Genomic DNA, 19,847 nt, shown 5'->3' with positions numbered 1-19,847 from the left:
CAAAAAAGGATGCAACTCATATGAGCTGCATCCTTTTCTTTATTTCTTATAATTCTCTGCCAAAAAGTCCTTCATATTCTGCGGGGCATGGCCAGTGATCCGGGTGAAGTCGTCAGTAACGCCGTCCATCAAGCCCATGGCTGCCGCCTTATACATGGAGGCCAGTTCATCCCCGTCGCCTTCAAAGCGGTAGATATCCGCGAATTCCTCCAAGCTGACTGGCTGGTAGCCGATCTTTTCCCCGGTGACTTCGGTCATGATTCGGCTTAATTCAACCATGTTGTAGTTCTTTTCCTGGGTCAGAAGGTAAATCTGCCCCTTGTCTCTGAGATATGGCCGGACAGCAACGTTGGCAATAGCTTCCGCGCTGTCTTTCCTTGAGATAAAACTCATCGCTTGGTCGCCAACCGGGTAGATCACGTTTCCTCTTTCAATCAATTCCGGCAGGTAAGGGACCAGAGGATCAGCGTAAAGGGAATTTTTGACCACGGCATAGGACAACTTGCTAGAAGCCAGCCGCGCCGGCAGGTAGGCGTAGTAGCCTGCCATCTGGAAGGGGTTGTTGGCCTGGTCAGCCATGAAACTGACGTCAACCAGATGCTTGACTCCGGCTTCCATCATTGCTGCCAGGGAATTCTCGAATTCCTCGATCCGCTTGCCCACGTTATAAGTAATGCTGGGAATATAAATCAAGACGTCTGTCCCGGTAAAAGCCTCGACCATTGATGGAACATCGTAGTAGTCGCTATACATGACTTCATAGCCGGCTTTTGCAAAATTTTCCGCCTTCTGGGGGCTGCGGACAGCCAGGCGGATGTTCTTGATATCAGTTAATTTGCTTAAAGCTTTAACAACTTCTCTGCCTAAGTGGCCGGTTGCGCCAGTAATCGTATATTTCATTTCTCTTCCTCGCATTCTCTGTTTATTCTTTTGCTTTACTGTTTTCTGCCTGCTTTTTAGCGGTTTCCTTGACCAAAATCGTGTCGATCACGTCCTGCAGGCTGATCTTGCCTAAAATTGCCTCCGCCGCGGTTTCCGCGTGGGAGAAGTAGTCAGTCAAGGTTGGCTGAATGTTGCCACCGACGATGCATTTTGGATTGGTCTCATGGTCGATGGCGAAAAGGGGACTGCTTCCTTCAGTTGCCAGATAGATCTCCAGCAGGCTGATGTTCTTTGGTTCTCTTAAGAGCTCCGGATCTGCTGACCCGTGGGTCGTTTTGATAAAACCGGCATCCCTCAAGTTGGACATTAACCGTCTCACCACAACTGGCGAAGTGCTTAATGAACTGGCAATGACATTGCTAGACAGGGTGGTCTTTCCCTTATAGATCACCAGAAAGGCCAGCAGGTGGATGCTGTCACTGAAACGGGTCGATACTTTCATCTTTCTGCTCCTTGCACATGTAACTTTTCTAATTACTAATATAGAGCAGAGATGCGTAAAAAGCAAGTCCTTTTTAACTAGTGCTTTAACCGGTTTTTTAGCTAATTTTTGCAAAAATAAGGTGGGAATAACTTAGCTCTTTCATTATAAACCCTAAATTTCAAGGATGTTCGGGCAATAAAAACAGAATGCTCCCAAAGAAAAAACAAAAAAACTTGTATCTTTTGACTTTACAACTTTTGCTAAAGGTAATATGATTAGACAAGAAACTTTTGGAGTTACATGAATGAAGCACAGAGAGTAATGATCACAGAGGAAATTTACTAAGGAGAAAGAAATGATTGAATACCGCAACGTCGGGATGGCTTATGGAGACAACGTCATCTTGGAAAAGATCAACTTAACCATCAATGACGGCGAACTCTTCGTTTTAGTCGGCCCCAGCGGGAGCGGGAAAACGACTTTGCTCAGAATGATCAACCGCTTGACTGAACCCACCCACGGAGATCTCTATTTGGACGGTAAAAGAGTCAAGGACCACGACCTGCGCCAGCTCCGCCTGCATATGGGCTATGTCCTGCAGACCAGCAGCCTCTTTCCCAACTTGACAGTTGGCGACAACATCACCATCCAGCTGGAAGAAGCTGGGGGCAAAAAAGCTGAGCGCCGTAAGCAGGCTCTGACTTTACTAGACCAAGTTGGCCTGGAAGGCAACAAGTACATCTCCCGGCTTCCGCGGGAGCTCTCCGGCGGCCAGCAGCAACGCGTCGCTATTGCCCGGGCCATGGCCAGCCAGCCAAAATTGATCTTGATGGACGAATCCTTTAGCGCCCTAGACCCCGTCCTGCGCCGCCAGCAGCAAGAGCTCCTGCTTAAACTCCACCGGCAAAATAAAACTACAGTAGTCTTCGTCACCCACGACATGCAGGAAGCCCTGCACTTAGGCGACCGGATCGGTGTCGTCAAGGACGGGCACCTGCTCCAAGTCGGCAGCCCGGAAGACATCGTCCAGCGGCCGGCCAATTCTTTTGTGGCTGACTTCTTCAAGAGCGCCCGGCCGCGGCTTGGTACTGTGGCTGAACTTTTGGCTAGTCCTTACGTAAACAAAATTACAGAAGATGACTTGCCGCAAGTCGAAAAAGTCGAAGAGATCGCTGAATTGCCGGAAACTGATGGCTATCTGCAATTTGCCTACCAGGGGGAAAATTACCAGATTAAGGCCAGCGACCTGCTTCATTACTTCGGAAAATTGGGGGACTAAAGAATGAACGAATTGATTAATACCATATCCACCCACCAGGGGCAAATCATGCAGTCCTTGGGCGAGCACTTGCTCTTATCTATTGAAGCCCTCTTAATTTCTTGCTTGATTGCCATTCCCTTGGGTATGCTCCTGGCCCACAGCAAAAGAGCCGGGGAAGTGGTCTTCCAAATTACCAGCATCATCCAGACTATCCCAAGCCTGGCCCTGCTTGGCCTCTTGATTCCCCTGGTGGGGATCGGGACGACTCCGGCCTTGATCGCCTTGACGGCTTACGGGATTATGCCGATCTACCAAAACACTTACTCGGCACTTAGAAATATCGACCCCAACCTGGAAGAAGCCGCCGATGCCTTTGGCCTTAGCAAAAGACGCAAATTGTTCAGATTAGAAGTGCCTATTGCCCTGCCCATGATTCTTTCCGGCGTCAGCATCTCCTTAGTCATGATCATCGGGACGGCCACTCTGGCTGCCATGATCGGTGCCGGCGGGCTTGGTACCTACATCATGATCGGGATCCAGCAGAACAACAACACTTATCTCTTGATCGGTGCCGGTCTGTCTGCCATCTTGACTCTGGCCATGTCCGGCCTGCTCAAGTTCATGTCTTCCTCTAAGAAGCACTTCCAGATCACGGCGGCTGTTTTGGCGATTTTTGCCATCGGCCTTGGAATCAGCCAGGCACCGAAGCTTTTTGCCCCAAAGCAAGAAGAAATCGTTATCGCCGGCAAGCTGGGCAGTGAACCAGACATCTTGATCAATATGTACAAGGACTTGATTGAAAAGGACAATCCCAATGTCAAGGTGACCGTCAAGAACAACTTCGGCGGGACCAGCTTCTTGTTCAATGCTTTAAAGACGGAAAAGATCGACATCTATCCGGAATTTACCGGGACTGTCTTGCAAGGTCTGGTCAAGGAAAAAGTTGCCACTCCCCATGACCCGGTTAAGGCTTACAAGCTGTCTAAAAAACTTTTGCAAAAGGAATACCAGATGACCTTTTTGCCGCCAATGAAGTACCAGAACGGCTACGACCTGGCAGTTAAGAAGTCCTTTGCCAAGAAATACAACTTAAAAACCTTGAGCGATTTGACCAAATTGGATTCTACTCTGACTGCTGCCTTTGACCCGGACTTTGCCAGCCAGCAGGACGGCTACCTGGGCTTAAAGCAGGAATACGGCCTGAACTTGAAGGTCAAGACCATGGAATCAGCCCTCCGCTACAAGGCCATTGCCAGCGGCAAGGTCGAGGTCGTTGACGGCTACACGACCGACCCGCAGATCAAGCAGTATGATTTAGTCGCCTTAAAGGACGACAAGAGCTTTTTCCCGCCATACCAAGGAGCGCCTTTGATGAAGAGCTCTTTTGCTAAAAAGCATCCCGGCGTGGTAAAAAGCTTGAACAAACTGGCGGGCAAGATCACTGAATCTGAAATGCAGGAAATGAACTACAAGGTGACCGTCAAGCACGAAAGCGCCAGCAAGGTGGCCCGCCAGTACCTTAAAGGTCATGGTCTGCTCTAATCTAAAAATTGGTAGGTACTTTTTCTGCAAAAGGGCTTGAAAATGGTTAGAAAAGCATTAGAATGTAAATGTGATTAGATCCAAGAAAGGAGTTGCTCTCTTGACAGAACACTATTTAAACTATGTCAATGGCGAATGGCGGGACTCTGCTGACGCTATTGAAATTTTTGAACCAGCAACTGGCAAGTCCCTGGGCACTGTTCCAGCCATGTCCCACGAAGATGTGGACTACGTAATGGACAGCGCCAAGAAGGCTCTTCCTGCCTGGCGGGCTCTTTCATACGTTGAACGGGCCGCATACCTGCAAAAGGCAGCTGACATCCTCTACCGGGACGCTGAAAAGATCGGTTCTACCTTGTCCAAGGAAATCGCCAAGGGCCTTAAGTCCGCAATCGGCGAAGTTACCCGAACGGCTGAAATTGTTGAATACACGGCCAAGGTCGGCGTAACTTTGGACGGGGAAGTCATGGAAGGCGGCAACTTTGAAGCAGCAAGCAAGAACAAGATTGCTGTTGTCCGCCGGGAACCAGTTGGCCTGGTTTTGGCAATTTCCCCATTCAACTACCCGGTCAATCTGGCCGGCTCCAAGATCGCTCCAGCCTTGATGGGCGGGAACGTGGTGGCCTTCAAGCCGCCGACACAAGGGTCAATTTCCGGTCTGCTTTTGGCCAAGGCCTTCGCGGAAGCTGGCCTGCCAGCCGGCGTCTTCAACACCATTACCGGCCGAGGCCGGGTAATCGGCGACTACATCGTTGAACACCCAGCAGTCAACTTCATCAACTTCACTGGTTCCAGTGCTGTCGGCAAGAATATCGGCAAACTGGCCGGGATGCGGCCAATCATGCTGGAACTTGGCGGCAAGGACGCGGCTATCGTCTTGGAAGACGCTGACTTGGACTTGACGGCCAAGAACATCGTTGCCGGCGCCTTTGGCTACTCCGGTCAGCGGTGTACTGCCGTTAAGCGGGTTCTGGTCATGGACAGCGTGGCTGACGAATTGATCGAAAAGGTCAACGCCCTGGTCAAGGACTTGAAGGTTGGCATGCCAGAAGACAACGCTGACATCACTCCTTTGATCGACACCAAGTCTGCCGACTACGTGCAAGGTTTGATTGAAGAAGCTGAAGAAAAGGGCGCTAAGCCTCTGTTTGACTTCAAGCGCGAAGGCAACTTGATCTACCCAATGGTGATGGACCAAGTGACGACCGACATGCGTCTGGCCTGGGAAGAACCATTTGGGCCAGTATTGCCATTCATCCGCGTTAAGTCAGCTGATGAAGCTGTCAAGATCGCCAACGAATCAGAATACGGCCTGCAAAGCTCTGTCTTCTCACGGAACTTCGAAAAAGCCTTTGCCATCGCTGGCAAGTTGGAAGTGGGCACGGTCCACATCAACAACAAGACCCAAAGAGGTCCGGACAACTTCCCATTCCTGGGCGTAAAGAGCTCCGGGGCTGGCGTACAGGGGGTCAAGTACTCCATTCAAGCCATGACCCGGGTCAAGTCCGTCGTCTTCAACATCGAAGATTAATTTAAAAACAGTAAATTTGACTATCACATGTCTGCTAGAAGAAAGTCCGCTTTGGCGGGCTTTTTCTTTTTAGAAAAGTTCAAAAATCTTAATTCTTTTGTTAGCATTTTTTCAGAAAGAATGGTAAATTAAACAAAAGAATTTAGACAGGAGAACGCACTATGCCGATTACTTTAGACAAACAGTTAGCCGCCATTGACGTATTAAGGCAGGAGAATATTTTTGTCATGGACTCACAAAGAGCCATGACCCAGAACATCCGGCCCTTAAAGATACTGGTGGTAAACCTGATGCCTAAGAAGGCCAATACGGAAGTGCAATTGCTCCGCCACCTGGCCAACACGCCCTTGCAGCTGGAAGTTGAATTCCTCTACATGGCCAGCCACAAGTCAAAAAATACTTCTAACGAATACTTGCAGAACTACTACCGGACCTTTGCTGACATCAAGGAGAAGCGCTATGACGGGATGATCATCACCGGCGCCCCGGTTGAACAGCTGCCTTTCCAAGAAGTCGATTACTGGAGCGAGCTCTGCCAGCTGATGGAATGGTCCAAGACCCATGTCTACTCCAGCCTCCACCTTTGCTGGGGGGCGCAAGCGGCACTACATTACCATTTCGGGATCGACAAGCAGCCCCTGGAAAAGAAGCTGTCCGGCATTTATGAGCAGGAAGTAGTAGGGACTAGTCCGCTTCTTCGCGGCTTTGACGACTCCTACCGCTGTCCGCACTCCCGCTATACCACGATTTACCCAGACCAGTTAAAGGGCAGCAGCCTGCAGATTTTGGCAGAGGGAGCGGAAGTTGGCGTAGCGATCGCGGCCAGTTCAGACTTGCGGCAGATCTACAGCTTTGGTCATCTGGAATACTCCAGAGACACCTTGTCTGAGGAATACCATCGAGACGTTAAAGCTGGAATCAATCCGCTTTTGCCGGTTAACTACTTCCCAGATGATGATCCGGATAAAAAGCCGCGCTTGACCTGGAGTTTAGCCGCCTCAACCTTCTTCAGCAACTGGATCAACTACGCCGTTTACCAGGAAACGCCATACGATTTGGCAGAACTGGACTAATATATATTTGGGCAAAAAGAAATCTGCCCCTGCCAGGGAGGCGGGGACAGATTTTTTACTAGAAAATATTTCATGTTAGAAGCGGTAATTCCGCCGGTCGATTTGGAAGTACTTGTCGTTTTTGGACATCTTGTTAACCAAATGGAAGGAGATGAAGAAGAGGACGGCGATGAAGGCTAAGAAGATCCACTGGCCGTCAGCGGAATTAAGCGATGCTACATAGTCGTAGCTACCGTGCAGGGCGGCTGGAATGACGATCGCAAGGACGCGGAAGAACTTGGACCGGATGTTTTTGCCCAGGTAGGCATAGCCGCGGGCTAAGCCGTAGAAGATCCCCATGAAGACGCCAAAGCAGGCGTGGCCAGGGATGGCTGTTACGGCCCGGACTAAGGCAGTAGAGAAGCCGTAGATGGTGACATAGGAGATGTTTTCCCAAAGGGCAAAGCCTAAAGCTACAAAGACACCGTAGACGACCCCGTCGTACTGGCAGTTGAATTCCTGACTGAACCAGGACCGGCGTTTTAAGAAGAAGTATTTAGACCCTTCTTCAGCGTAAGCGACGATTACGAAGTACATGATGACGTTGTAGAGCGGGTCTTTTTGGGAGACAAAAGAAGTTAAGACGCCGTTGGCAATCCACTCAAGGATGCCGGCGGTTACGGCCGACCAGATTCCCCCGGTGACCATTCTTCGCAGGATATAGGGACTTTCCGGCTCCAGCCGGTCAGATTGGTAGACCTTGATCATCAAAAAGATGGCCGGGATGACCGCGGCCAAGATAAGGAGCCAGTTGTAGATCAATACTGGTTCAAGGAAGAAGAAAAACATGTTAGACCCACTTTCTATTGTTTGTACACTTATCTAGTTTACTAGCAAGCGGGACTTTTTTTCAAGAAAGTGCTTAAAAAATAAAAGCGGACGGGAAATTAATTTTTTAGGGAAAACCTGGCAAAAGTTTGGAAAATAAAGAAATCGCTGTCATTAGTATAAAATCAGCTTTCGCGCTTAAAATGGTGCTATAATATTCTTAAGCAAAAAAGCGCTTTACAGAAAGAAGGGCTGGTTAAAATGAGAAGCAAGGAAGAAAGCATGCTGATGGACACCATGATTGCCAATGGCGTCAGCAGCAAGATGACCGAGCAGGCAACTGGTCTTGCGGCTCCAAAGCCGGTGCAAAAGAAAAATGCAGCTAAGCTTGAGACGCGTGACATGCTGCTGGCCAACGGGGTCGACGAAGAAATGGCCGACCTGGCGGCAGATCTGTAAGTAATTGAATCGTTTAGACCTGGCAAAAAGCCGGGTCTTTTTTTGCAATCGTCCAGGCTACCTCAAACGCCAAGTAAATGATAAAATCAACTGGTGAGGAATACATATGACACAATTTATTGAAAAAATTTCTGCTTTAGCCAAAGAATTTGCTGATCCTGAATTAGACCGGCAAGTGAAAAAGATCAAAATGATCGACGAGTGCGTATCCAGCCAGCGGATGCTGCTTTTCGCGCCGGAAAGCCTGGGCATCAGTGATGAACGTTTTGCTGAAATGACCTGGGACTTGTCTGAAAGCCAGATCAAGGACCTGCGGGCTTTAAACAACCTGCTCAACAATGTCCGCCAGTACCTGTCCCTGGAATATGGGATCTGGTCTCTGCCCAACATGGAGACGGCTCAGCTGATCAGAGATGAATTAGGCGTTGAAACTGCCCTGGAAGTCATGGCCGGCAACGCATACTGGTCTAAAGCCCTAAGCGAGGCCGGAATCCAAGTCTGGGCTACGGATTCATTAGAATGGTCCAAGAGCTCTCAAACCGGCAAGAAGCCTTTTTATCGGGTTGAAAACCTGCCGGCTGACCAGGCAATCATGAAGTACGCGGCTTGCGACTTGATTCTTTGCTCCTGGGCCCCGAATTTCGGCAAGGCTGATCTGGAACTCATTGCCGCCAAGCAGCACTATGCTCCAGCGGCCCGGCTCTTGTTTATCGGGGAAAAAGGAGTCACCAACTCGCCGGGATTTTGGTCCAAAAAGCATTTTGTCAGATCAAGTGAACTCAGAAAGATCAACCGCAGTTTCAAATCATACGACTTCATCAAGGAAAAATTTTTTGAGGTGAGCTGATGAAAAGGCACAAACTTTTTGTTATCTTGTCCACCTTTTTCCTCTTCATCATGATCGGGATAGTCTGCTCTAACATGCAGTCCCAGCTGGCTGACCAAATTTTGCAGGCGCAGGGGATGAGCATGGAGGCCCGGATCGTCAAGCCCAAAAAGACGATGACGATTGCTTCCTTCCTTAAGTGGGTCAAGAAGGAATTCCCTAAGGAAAGCATCCAGATGCAGTTCAAGAGCAAGGAAGACAAGAACCAGGTTCTGGTCTGGTCGCAAAACCGTGACCTCAACTATTTCCCTGTTTCAAGCGGCCGCTTTTTCAGTGAAGACGACTTCAAGGGGCAGGTCACCATCGCGGCGGTCTCCCCATCTTCAGCCGCTTCCCAGATTAGGACTCAGGGCAATACTTACTTGATTGCCAATGGCCAGTACTACTCAGTTGTCGGCAGCCTTAAAGCTGTTCCATATCAGTCCAGCAAGGCCTACTACTTAACGACTGGTGTAAATCAAGAAACCGGGCAAAGCCGGATGAACCACTTTACCTTGTACGTTGACGCCAGCAGCCAGACGATTGGCAAGATCGCCAGCCACTTGAAGAGTGAGACCTACTGGCCGGACTTTGTCAAGCGGGGGAGGCAAAGACGGCTGACGCTGCTCATGCCGGAAGCTATCTTGATCCTCTTTTTGCTGGGAATCGGTGGCCTTTTGATGGGACTGATTGCCTGGCTGACCTGGAAAGAGGCGGACATGAGCCACGTAAAAGGGGATCTTTTGTCCAACCTCCTTTTAAACCGGAGCGGGCGCTTTATCGTCTTTATGGTGCTGGAAGGCTTTGCCTCCTACTTCCTCTTGGTGTGGAAGGCCTACTATGGCAACCGGAGCATTTTGGCCCTGCTTTTGCTGGGAACAGTCGTGGTTGAACTGGCGGTTTATGTCGCGATGATAGTTTATCTGTACAGAAAGGGGAAAATGGCGGATGCTTGAGATTCCAGACCAGTTTAAAGAAAAATTTACCCGCCTGCTTGGCCAGGAAGAAGCAGGCAAGCTGCTTGAATCTTTAAAAGAGCCAAGCAAAAAGGCCTACCGGATCAATACATTAAAGATGGGTGCAGTCACTTATCCGCAAGAAGAGCCAGTACCCGGCATCCCTAACGCTTATTACGGTGAAGTTTCCGGCAAGGACCCGGAATGGACCGCTGGCCTGGTTTACTCGCAAGACCCGGCGGCCATGTTCCCGGCGCAAGCGATTCCGGTTAAGCCCGGCGACAAGGTCTTAGACTTGTGCGCGGCTCCCGGCGGGAAGAGTACGGCTTTAGCCCAGAAACTTGAAGGTCAAGGGCTGCTGGTAGCCAATGAAATCTCGCCTTCCCGGGCCAAAATTTTGCGGGAAAACCTGGAGCGGTGGGGCGTAGCTAACGCTGTCGTCACCAACTGCGATTCTTTTGCCTTGAGCAGTCGTTTCCCGGGCTTTTTTGACGCGATCTTAGTCGACGCGCCATGCAGCGGGGAAGGGATGTTCAGAAAGAGCGATGACGCCATCAAGTACTGGAGCCAGGAGAATGTCGCCCTCTGTGCTGACCGGCAAAGGGAAATTTTGACTGAAGCGGTCAAGATGCTGAAGCCAGATGGCTATTTGCTTTATTCGACTTGCACCTTTTCACCAGAAGAAGACGAGGAGATCGTCAGCTGGCTGATGGATGAATGCGGCTTTAAAGTTTTGCCAATAAAGGCTGATAAAGCAGCGGCCGGCAGACCGGAATGGGGCAACGGGGATGCTAGTTTAAAGCAGTGCGCCCGCTTTTGGCCGCAAGACGGAGTCGGTGAAGGCCAATTCGTGGCCAGTCTGCAAAAGGCTGCTGGCGAAGAAAGCTATGAAGCAGAAGCAGCAGAAGCTTTTTCTCCTGCCAGAAAAAACAAGGATAAGAAGAAAAAGGGCAAAGGCAAGAAGAGAGAAGATAAAAACAGCTTGGAGCGGCCGGGCAAGGAAGAATCCGGCTATATCAGTGAAGCCATTGCCGGCTTCAACTGGCCGGAAAGTTTAGCTTCCTGGCCTAGCCAGATGCTGAAGAGCCAGGATCACGTCTTTGTGCCGGCGCTTGCGCCCGATAGATTAAAGGGGATCAAGGTTTTGAACAACGGCCTGGAACTGGGAATCTTGAAGAAGAAGCGCTTTGAGCCAAGCCACCAGCTGGCGGAAGTTTTAGGGCAGGTTGACCAGGAAAGAGTGGTTGACCTGACTGAAGAAGAATATGACCACTACCTGCATGGGGAAAGCCTGCAAGTTAACTCCAGTTTGAAGGGCTTTGTCTTGGTTTCCTGCCGGGGGATGATTTTCAGCTTTGGGAAATTATCTGGCAAAGGGCAGCTGAAGAACTACTATCCTAAGGGCTTGCGGCAATAGAAGACTAGCTTTACATATTTTTGCTTATGTGAAAAAAGGAGATGGCATAATGAAGGCAGCCTTGGTCGGGTGTTCAAATCCTTTAAAAGAAGCATATCTGCCAGTTGTTGACCAATTGGTTAAGATTCTGGAAGACCGGGGACTGGAAGTCGAAGTCAGTGAATTTTTGACCGATGACACTTTAATTGGCCGGGGAGAAAAGCGGGCCCGGGAACTGGAGGGCTTCTTCTTAGATCCGGAGATGGGACATATTTTTGACATCTCTGGCGGGGACTTGGCTAATACGGTTTTGGGACATTTGGATCTGGACAAGATCGAAGGCAGCCAGGCTGTTTTTTACGGCTACAGCGATTTGACCACGATCTTGACAGCACTGGCTAAAAACGGCAACAAGGCGGTCAACTTCCAGCTGCGCAACTGCCTGGTCAATCCTTGGCTCTTGGAGAGTGGCTACTTTGACCGCCTGCTGACTGGAAAAGAAGTAGCAAAAGAGCTAGGTGAGCTAGAAGTGACTTTTGTCCGGGGCAATAAAATGGCAGGTCCAGTATATGGGGGCAACCTGCGCTGCCTGCTGAAGCTGGCAGGGACGCCCTACTGGCCGGATTTTACAGGCAGCATTTTGTTGCTGGAAGCTTACCGGGGCCGGCCAGAATTGGTGGCTAGTCTACTTGAACAGTGCCGGGAGACCGGGATTTTTGACCAGATCAGCGGTGTTTTGCTCGGCACCTTTAGTGAGCTGGACAGGTTAAAAGCAAGTCATTTGCCAGCAGAAATTCTCGTGGACCTGCTGCCGGCAAATGTTCCAATTGCCAGGACCGAATTTATTGGCCACCGGCCAGATGCTAAGGCGATTAGGCTTGGGCAAGAGTGCATTTTCCAGGAAGCTGGCGTATAATAAAAGTATAAACCCGCCCGCTAAGTCCCGTAGAAATCGGGTGATTATGATGCTTAGCGAGAAGATTATTGACTTGTTGGTATGCTTTGTAGCATTCGTTGTATTTGCAATCGTCGTTTCTATCTATCCAGAGGAAATGTTTGCATTGTTGATTGCGACCGTTCTCTTGATTGGCATTTATGCCGTATGCAAGGAAGTGGTCAAGGACTGGTTGAAACACAACCATCGTTTCGGGGTTTAACGGGCGGAAAATAAGCGCGGACCTGGCAGGAGCCGGGACCGCGTTTTCTTTCTTGAGCGGAGAAGATTATGGAATACGAATACAGACTGGTTGACCGCGATTTGGCGGTTGACGGAGTAAAGAGGCTTTTGCCAGATATAGTTTGGAAGATCGCCAATACGGAACTGGTTGAAGGAATCGGGCTGCCAGAGGTCAAGATGATCTGCAAGGGCAAAGCAAGTGAAGGGATGACCGTTAAGGAAGTCATTACCGTGCACAATCTGAAGCTGGCTATGGAGTTCATGCTGGCCAACCTTGACCGGCCAGTTGATTTGGATCTGGTGAAGGAATACAACCGGATTATCGGGGGAAGCTTGTTTGAGGGGGCTGGTGAAATCAGAAGTTACCCGGTGAAGATTACGGGGACGGATTATCAGCCGGGGATGCCAGGTATTGGGAAGATCGAAGAAGTGTTGCGGCTGGCAAAAGAGATTGACCATCCAATTAAGCAAGGCTTTTATCTGTTTGGTCATATTACCAGAGAGCAGTGGTTTAATGATGGCAACAAGAGGACTGCCCAGCTGGTGGCCAACCATGTTTTTGTGCAAAATAACGCGGCCATGCTGGCGATTCCGGTTGAAGAGCGGGAAAACTTTTGGCACAAGCTGGTTGAATTCTATGAGACCGGGCAGCAAGATGACTTGAATGACTTCTTGTACCAGACCTCGGTTGGGATCATGCCGGGCGGTTTGACTATGGACAAGACCCGGGAGATTGAGGAAAGAAACAGAAAATGGCTGGGGCTGGAGTAAAGCAGTAAGGAAATTAACAGAGGCTAGACTAACTTTGTGTTGGTGCTAGCCTTTTTTAGTTCATGTTGCCCACAAAAAGCTTCACTCTTACTTTATAATGGTATATAGCTAATTAGAGGTAAGGGAAAATGAAGAGTAATTTTGACTTTTTAAACGGCGATGAGCCTGACTTCAAGAAATATTATGTCAATGCAGTGCGGGCTGAAATGCTGTATGCCAGAGGACTTTATTCTGAAGAGGTAGTCAACGTCAGAAAAATTGCTGAGCAGCTTGCAAGGGATATCATGGATCTAGAATACTTGCAGGTTGATGAGCGGTCAACATTTAACGATAACTTGAGCAGACTCAAGCGTGGCGCTTACGTAACCGACCGGGCGATCAATGTTTTCTACGAGGTTAAGCGAAGCGGGAACGTTCAAGCACACGCCCTTGAAGAAACTGCTACTAAAGACACTGGTTTAACTGAACTGAAGAATATCTGGTTCTTGCTGGCTGAGTTTGCTAACAAGTATTATGACGTTCATGTTGATACTCATAGCAAGTTTAATGAGCCAGAACTGGAAACAAACTACACATCTTCTGAGAGAAGATTGATTTACATTCAAACTGCTGACAATTCAAGTGGCAATTGGCCGGCTTATATTGGGGCAAGAAAAGTTGGTAAGGCATCTATTGAAGAGGACTTTAACAACGATTTAAGACCTAACAGCGATTATCTGCGTGACCGGGCTGATAAGCGAATTAAGCAGTATATGAGAACTGGTGGTGTACCATACGTTGTTGAATGGGCTGAATTGGGCTACTCACCAGTAACCAAGAGATGGTTTGGGGATGAGGCAGTTCATGAGGTCTTAGAGCGGTCAGGGATCAAGCATGCTGAAGGGCTAGAAGGCGATGAGTGGTATAAGGTTGATCTTGAAACTGCCAAAAAGGCCATTCAGGCGGTCAAAGATGGCAAGAGTGCCATTGAGCTTGATAACAAAACTCCTAAGCAGCAGAAGCCAATTGAAGTTAAGATCACTCTTAGACCAGAGCAGAGGGATGCGATTGACAAGACCAAGGCCGCATACAAGCACTACAACCGTATGCTTTGGAACGCAAAGATGCGCTTTGGCAAGACCATCACTGCTTTAAGTTTAGTAAAAGAATCTAAGTACAAGAAGGTCCTCATTATGACCCACCGGCCAGTGGTTAACGAGGGTTGGTTTGACGACTTTAACAAGATCGGTATGACCAAGGCTGGCTATCTCTACGGTTCTAGAAACCGGGGCCACAGATCAGTTGAGGAGCTGGAAAACTTAGGCCAGCCATACGTTTACTTTGCTTCCATTCAGGATCTACGGGGTTCAACGGAAATCGGTGGCAAGGTCAGTGACAAGAACCATGATGTTTTCTCAGTTGCCTGGGACTTGGTCATTGTCGATGAAGCCCATGAAGGGACGCAGACTGACTTAGCACAGAACGTACTTGATGCCGTGTTAAGCAATAAGCGGACTACCAAGCTTTTGGAACTGTCTGGTACTCCGTTCAACCTGCTATCAGACTATGACGAAGAGCAGATCTTCACTTGGGACTACACCATGGAGCAGGAAGCTAAGCTGGCCTGGTCAGAAGAGCACCCGAATGAAGTCAACCCATACGCTACCCTGCCAAAGGTTTCCATGTACACCTTTGAAATGAGCGATCACTTTAAAGACATCAACTTTACCGGGGATGGCTTAGGGAGATACTCATTTAACTTCAAGGAATTCTTCCGGACGGATGAGAATGGCAAGTTTGTGCATGAGAAGAATGTCCGCCAGTTCTTAAAGAACATTACTTCACCTGGTCCAACCAACTATCCATTTGCCAACCGGACTTTCCGGAACAACTTGCGGCATACTTTATGGATTCTGCCGGGGATTAAGGAATGTAACGCCTTAGAAGACTTGCTCAATGAACCTGGCACGGTCTTCCATGAAGAAGGCTACAAAGTAATTAACGTGGTTCGCGGAGATAAGACGGCGGATGAAGAAGCCAGTCAAAGCGATGTAGAACGCGTTAACAGAGCGATGGATCCAGATCCAGCAAGGACTAAGACGATTACCTTGACTGTGCGGAAGATGACCACAGGGGTAACGATTAAGCCTTGGACGGGTGTCTTGTTCTTGTCAAACACCAACAGTGCCATGCAGTATCTGCAGGCGGCCTTTAGAGCGCAAACCCCATATGCGTCAGAAACCTTCGGTCAGAAGACCAATTGCTACATTTTCGACTTTGCACCGGACCGGGCTTTGACAGTTATGGCCGAAGCAAGCAGTTTGTCGACTGGTGCTGGTAAGCTGAATAGCGGTGAACAGGAAGAGCGGATGACCAAGTTGCTTAACTTCTTGCCAATTATTGGTGAGAAGGGCAACAAGATGCAGGTTTACAACGTAAACACCTTGCTGACCAAGCTTAAAAAGGCATACGCGGAAAGAGCTGTTAGGTCTGGTTTTGATGACAATTCTATTTACTCTGACAAACTCTTGAATATTGAGAGCCAGGAGATTCTTGACAAGTTCAATAAGCTTAAAGCGATTGTTGGGACGACCAAGAAAGAAAAGCAAGAGACAAAGATTGACATCAACAATCAAGGTTTGACCGACAAAGAGTCAGAGACTGCAAGAAAGGCCAAGAAGAAAAAGCCGAAAGAGCGGACAAAAGAGGAGCAAGAAGCAATCGACAAGGTTAATGCTCTTAAGCGCCAGCGGCGGGCTTTGATCTCAATCTTGCGCGGGATTTCGATTAGAATTCCGATGATGATCTACGGGATGGACATTGACTTTGATGAAGACGTGTCAATTCAGCAATTTATGAACCGGGTTGACGACGTGTCGTGGCAGGAATTTATGCCAGCCGGCGTGACAAAGGAAATGTTCAAGCAGTTTATTCCGTATTACGATGCGGAGATCTTTGTCGAAGCCGGGAAGATCATCAGACGGCGGGTAAAAGAGCTGGATAAGGCTGATCCGCTTGACCGGGTTGAGAAGATCGCGGATATTTTCGGGACTTTTAGAAATCCTGACAAGGAAACTGTGCTTACGCCATGGCGCGTGGTTAACATGCATTTGGGTAAGACGATTGGCGGACTTGTTTATTATGACGACGATTATGAGACTCAGTATGTTGATGGTAAATCTGCGATGCATTGGGTATCATCTGAAGATACAGAGCGGGTTTATCATGAGAATACCCGCATTTTAGAGATCAACGCCAAGACTGGGCTTTATCCGTTGTTTGCGGCTGCATCCCTGTACTGGAAGGAATTCCAGAAGATGAATGATCAGACAGCTGGCAAGTTTAGTTTGATCGATGAGCAGTTCATTTGGCAGAAGATTCTGCGGGAAAACATCTTTGTCGTGGCTAAGACACCAATGGCAAAGGAAATCGCCATCCGGACGCTGAGGGGATATAACTCGGACTGGGATGTTAATGCGGAATACGTCGAAAATATTATTAAGGATGCTAAGGCCGACGTTGATGCTGAAGCTAAAAAGATTGAGAGGCTATTTGGAAACATGAAATTCGACGTCGTGATCGGTAATCCGCCGTATCAAGAAGAAACAAAGGGAAGCAGATCTAGCCAAAAATCTATTTATTATTTGTTCATGGAATTAGGTTTTAAGTTATCTGATTTAGTATCATATATTACCCCCGCAAGATACTTATTTAATGCGGGTGATACTCCTTCAGATTTTAACAAGAAACTTCTAAATTCAAGACATTTTAAGATAATAACTTTTGAGCAAGACTCTTCAAAGATTTTTCCGCGTACGGATATAAAGGGGGGAGTCTCAGTGTTCCTATATGATCAAAAAACTGAGTACGAACCAATTAAATTATTTATTCCGTTCGATGAGTTGAAATCTATCTATAAGAAGGTAGTACCAACCCTTGAAGTAAGCGGTAGCCTTTCAGAGATAATCTATCCAGCAAATAAACTTAACTTGCGAGCTCTCTACGAAGATTATCCTGAAGCAAAGAAGCAAATTAGTAGTAACGGTAGAGAAAGAAGACTTCAAAGCAATATCTTTAAGCTAGATGCATTTCATGATTCAAAAGAAAAAGATGACTTTGGTATTTATGGAGTAATTAAAAACAAGCGTATCATAAAATATATCAACAATAAATATATAGATACGGACTTTAACAACAATATTAATAGCTATAAAGTAATTTTACCGAAATCTAATGGATCTGGCTCATTAGGAGAAGTGTTGAGTACCCCCCTTATCGGGTCCCCCCTTATCGGGTCCCCCCTTATCGGGTATACCTATACTTTCATTGGGATTGGTAAATTCGGTGACAAATTTGCGGTTGAATCTACATTAAAATATGTTAAGAGTAAATTTGCTCGGGTTATGCTTGGGATATTAAAAATTACTCAAGATAATACCCCAGAAAAATGGAAACTTGTCCCTCTTCAAGACTTTACCCCTAGCTCTGATATCGACTGGACAAAGTCAATCCCAGAGATTGATCAGCAACTTTACAAGAAATATAATCTCTCTGAGGACGAAATCAACTTTATCGAAACGAAAGTGCAGGCAATGGATTAATGACTGATGAACGATTGATCAAATCGGCAGATCGGGTCAAGGATGTCGGTGAAGTTTTTACACCAAAGCGCATAGTTGATCTGATGCTGGATCAACCGGAAATTAGTGCTAAGGTAAATGACCTAACTGCTACTTTTCTTGAACCATCAGCTGGTGAGGGAGCTTTTTTAACCGAAATACTTACTCGTAAGATGCAGGTAGCACTTGAGGGCAGTACTTCAGTTGATAGCTATGAAGATAGAATTTTGCTGGCACTTTCATCTCTTTACGGCATTGAGTTGATGGAAGATAACTATAAAATGCTTCGGCACAACATGTACCAAACTTTTGTAGTCGACTACCTTCGGGGACTCAAGGCAAAGGGGCAGCCAGAGCATGGTAAGCGTAAGGTCTTGAAAAGCGCCAAAACCATCATCTATGCCAATATGGTTCAAGGCAACACTCTGACCTATAAGAACGTTCAAGATCAGCCTATCATTTTCAGTGAATGGGCTTCATATAAGCAAGATGGCCGCATTTGGGTTAAGCGCACAACTCAGACTTTTGAGTCGATTGTTGAAGGCGAGCAGACCGATAATGGCTTAGTCGTACCAGAGGATTCACAGCTCGACTTGTTTACTGATTTTGATCCAGATACCCATGAGGTAAAATCAAAGGATTCTTATCTCCAATATAAGCCTGTTCAAATTGTTGACGTCTACAAAGAAGAGTTAGTTGATACAAACAAAGAATAAGCTAAAAATGCATCCCTAAGTATGATCTTTCATGCCAGGGATGCATTTTCTGTCTCTTCCTAAGCCTTTGCCTCATGCTAAAATAGACGTATTGAGAAGTACGTTTTAGAATTTTTTACGGAGATGCCTATGCCTGAATTACAGCTAAGAGCTGCCCAAGTTGGGGATGCAGAAAGATTGCTTGAAATCTATGCCCCATATGTAGAGAAAACGGCGATCACTTTTGAAGATGAAGTGCCATCTGTTAGTGAATTCCAAGACCGGATCAAACGGACGCTAAAAAAGTATCCCTATCTTGTGGCGCTTAAAGACGGACAGATCCTTGGTTATGCATACGCCAGTCCCTTTAAGGAGCGGGTCGCTTATGACCACAGCGTGGAATTGTCCATCTATATCGATGCTAATGTCCGTCACCAGCATATTGGCAGATTCTTATATGACGCGATGGAAGATTGCTTAATGAAGCAGGGCTTTTTAAACTTGAACGCCTGCATCGCTGCTCCGATTGGCGAAGATCCGTATTTAGATGACAACAGCATTCGTTTCCATGAGCACTTAGGCTACAAATTTGTGGGCCGTTTCCACCAGTGCGGCTATAAATTTGACCGCTGGTATGACATGGTCTGGATGGAAAAGATGCTGGGCGAGCATACTGTACCTGCACCCAAGATTATCCCTTTTTCAGAGATGAATTTTTAGTCTAGATAAACACATGCTGGCCGCTAGAAGCAGCTAAGTCTGACTTGATAATGTCAACCAGTTCGTCCGGCTGCTCTTTTTTACCGTCTGAAACCCAGGCAATCAATAAAGCCACAAAGGCACCAATCCGCATATAGACGTGGTAATGGTAATTTGGGAGGGGCTTTTGGTATTGGTCTTTGAAATAGTCATGCAGGATCTCTGAGTTTTGGTAATGACTGCTGGCGATAATGTCAAACCGCTTTAGCTTGATCAAGACCTCCAAGATCTCAGCGTTGTCGTCTTTTAGCCAGAAGGCAAAGAAATAGTGCAAAAATTCATATTCTTCAGAGTCATGGCTTTCCTTTTCAACATAGGAAGTCATGACTTTTTTGTACATCTGGTCGCACTTCCAGGCCAAGATATCGATTGGCTGATCAAACAAGCGGTAAAAAGTTGCCCGGCTGACGGATGAAGCCCGCTGCAGGTCAGCAATTGATATTTCCGCAAGAGCCTCTTTTTTTAAGCATGCTGCCAGCCCCTGGTAGAGCAAGTCTGCTGACTTGTACATCCTCTTGTCCTTTTTGATGTGATACATTTTCCACCTCTACTGTCTTATAAGTTATGAGACTATTGTATCGTAATTTTGCC

General features: G+C 47.6%; 17 protein-coding genes. 13 read left to right on the top strand and 4 right to left on the bottom strand.

The window, feature by feature from the left end:
- Positions 1–39: 39 nt before the first annotated feature.
- Together ACYVUU_RS05930 and ACYVUU_RS05925 are read right to left on the bottom strand one after the other, a co-directional pair.
- On the bottom strand, positions 40–900 hold the full coding sequence (locus tag ACYVUU_RS05930; protein WP_484500294.1) for an SDR family oxidoreductase: 861 nt from the start codon (positions 898–900) through the stop codon (positions 40–42).
- A 22-nt stretch (positions 901–922) separates the two neighbouring features.
- The gene (locus ACYVUU_RS05925) at positions 923–1,384 is read right to left on the bottom strand and encodes an Rrf2 family transcriptional regulator (protein ID WP_484500293.1); all 462 of its coding nucleotides are present in this window, start codon (positions 1,382–1,384) and stop codon (positions 923–925) included.
- 337 nt (positions 1,385–1,721) lie between these two features.
- Between ACYVUU_RS05925 and ACYVUU_RS05920 the strand changes: the two genes are divergently transcribed.
- From ACYVUU_RS05920 to ACYVUU_RS05905, 4 genes are all read left to right on the top strand, one after another.
- A complete protein-coding gene (locus ACYVUU_RS05920) occupies positions 1,722–2,645 on the top strand; it encodes an ATP-binding cassette domain-containing protein (protein ID WP_484500292.1) in 924 nt (307 codons plus the stop codon).
- Between the two features lie 3 nt (positions 2,646–2,648).
- Positions 2,649–4,169: an ABC transporter permease/substrate-binding protein gene (locus tag ACYVUU_RS05915; RefSeq protein WP_484500291.1), complete on the top strand. Its 1,521-nt coding sequence runs from the start codon at positions 2,649–2,651 to the stop codon at positions 4,167–4,169.
- 100 nt (positions 4,170–4,269) lie between these two features.
- Positions 4,270–5,700: an NADP-dependent glyceraldehyde-3-phosphate dehydrogenase gene (locus ACYVUU_RS05910; protein WP_484500290.1), complete on the top strand. Its 1,431-nt coding sequence runs from the start codon at positions 4,270–4,272 to the stop codon at positions 5,698–5,700.
- Between the two features lie 161 nt (positions 5,701–5,861).
- Positions 5,862–6,773: a homoserine O-succinyltransferase gene (locus ACYVUU_RS05905; protein WP_484500289.1), complete on the top strand. Its 912-nt coding sequence runs from the start codon at positions 5,862–5,864 to the stop codon at positions 6,771–6,773.
- 75 nt (positions 6,774–6,848) lie between these two features.
- On the opposite strand, the gene ACYVUU_RS05900 is transcribed toward ACYVUU_RS05905, so the two are convergent.
- The gene (locus tag ACYVUU_RS05900) at positions 6,849–7,601 is read right to left on the bottom strand and encodes a PrsW family intramembrane metalloprotease (protein WP_439774659.1); all 753 of its coding nucleotides are present in this window, start codon (positions 7,599–7,601) and stop codon (positions 6,849–6,851) included.
- A 240-nt stretch (positions 7,602–7,841) separates the two neighbouring features.
- Here ACYVUU_RS05900 and ACYVUU_RS05895 point away from each other — a divergent pair, with 240 nt between their 5' ends.
- The 9 genes from ACYVUU_RS05895 (at position 7,842) to ACYVUU_RS05855 (ending at position 19,217) form a co-directional block, all read left to right on the top strand.
- Complete coding sequence (locus tag ACYVUU_RS05895) at positions 7,842–8,039, top strand: hypothetical protein (protein ID WP_439774660.1); 198 nt, start codon at positions 7,842–7,844, stop codon at positions 8,037–8,039.
- 106 nt (positions 8,040–8,145) lie between these two features.
- Positions 8,146–8,886, top strand: a complete 741-nt coding sequence (locus ACYVUU_RS05890) for an SAM-dependent methyltransferase (RefSeq protein ID WP_484500288.1) — start codon at positions 8,146–8,148, stop codon at positions 8,884–8,886.
- Complete coding sequence (locus tag ACYVUU_RS05885; protein ID WP_439774662.1) at positions 8,886–9,860, top strand: hypothetical protein; 975 nt, start codon at positions 8,886–8,888, stop codon at positions 9,858–9,860. The genes ACYVUU_RS05890 and ACYVUU_RS05885 overlap by 1 nt, the downstream gene beginning before the upstream one ends.
- Complete coding sequence (locus ACYVUU_RS05880; RefSeq protein ID WP_484500287.1) at positions 9,853–11,277, top strand: RsmB/NOP family class I SAM-dependent RNA methyltransferase; 1,425 nt, start codon at positions 9,853–9,855, stop codon at positions 11,275–11,277. The genes ACYVUU_RS05885 and ACYVUU_RS05880 overlap by 8 nt, the downstream gene beginning before the upstream one ends.
- A 46-nt stretch (positions 11,278–11,323) precedes the next feature.
- The gene (locus tag ACYVUU_RS05875; protein ID WP_484500893.1) at positions 11,324–12,172 is read left to right on the top strand and encodes an LD-carboxypeptidase; all 849 of its coding nucleotides are present in this window, start codon (positions 11,324–11,326) and stop codon (positions 12,170–12,172) included.
- A gap of 309 nt (positions 12,173–12,481) precedes the next feature.
- A complete protein-coding gene (locus tag ACYVUU_RS05870) occupies positions 12,482–13,204 on the top strand; it encodes a Fic family protein (RefSeq protein WP_484500285.1) in 723 nt (240 codons plus the stop codon).
- A gap of 128 nt (positions 13,205–13,332) precedes the next feature.
- Positions 13,333–17,784, top strand: coding sequence for an Eco57I restriction-modification methylase domain-containing protein (locus ACYVUU_RS05865; protein ID WP_484500284.1), 4,452 nt, complete (start codon positions 13,333–13,335; stop codon positions 17,782–17,784).
- Positions 17,784–18,518, top strand: a complete 735-nt coding sequence (locus ACYVUU_RS05860; RefSeq protein WP_484499129.1) for a DNA methyltransferase family protein — start codon at positions 17,784–17,786, stop codon at positions 18,516–18,518. The genes ACYVUU_RS05865 and ACYVUU_RS05860 overlap by 1 nt, the downstream gene beginning before the upstream one ends.
- 129 nt (positions 18,519–18,647) lie before the next feature.
- Positions 18,648–19,217, top strand: coding sequence for a GNAT family N-acetyltransferase (locus tag ACYVUU_RS05855; RefSeq protein WP_484500283.1), 570 nt, complete (start codon positions 18,648–18,650; stop codon positions 19,215–19,217).
- 1 nt (position 19,218) lies between these two features.
- On the opposite strand, the gene ACYVUU_RS05850 is transcribed toward ACYVUU_RS05855, so the two are convergent.
- The gene (locus tag ACYVUU_RS05850) at positions 19,219–19,794 is read right to left on the bottom strand and encodes a hypothetical protein (protein WP_484499131.1); all 576 of its coding nucleotides are present in this window, start codon (positions 19,792–19,794) and stop codon (positions 19,219–19,221) included.
- Positions 19,795–19,847: the final 53 nt, after the last annotated feature.

The organism is Lactobacillus sp. WILCCON 0058, from assembly GCF_057198005.1.
The sequence above is the reverse complement of the archived record's forward strand: the minus strand, read 5'-3'. Positions and strand labels throughout refer to the sequence as shown.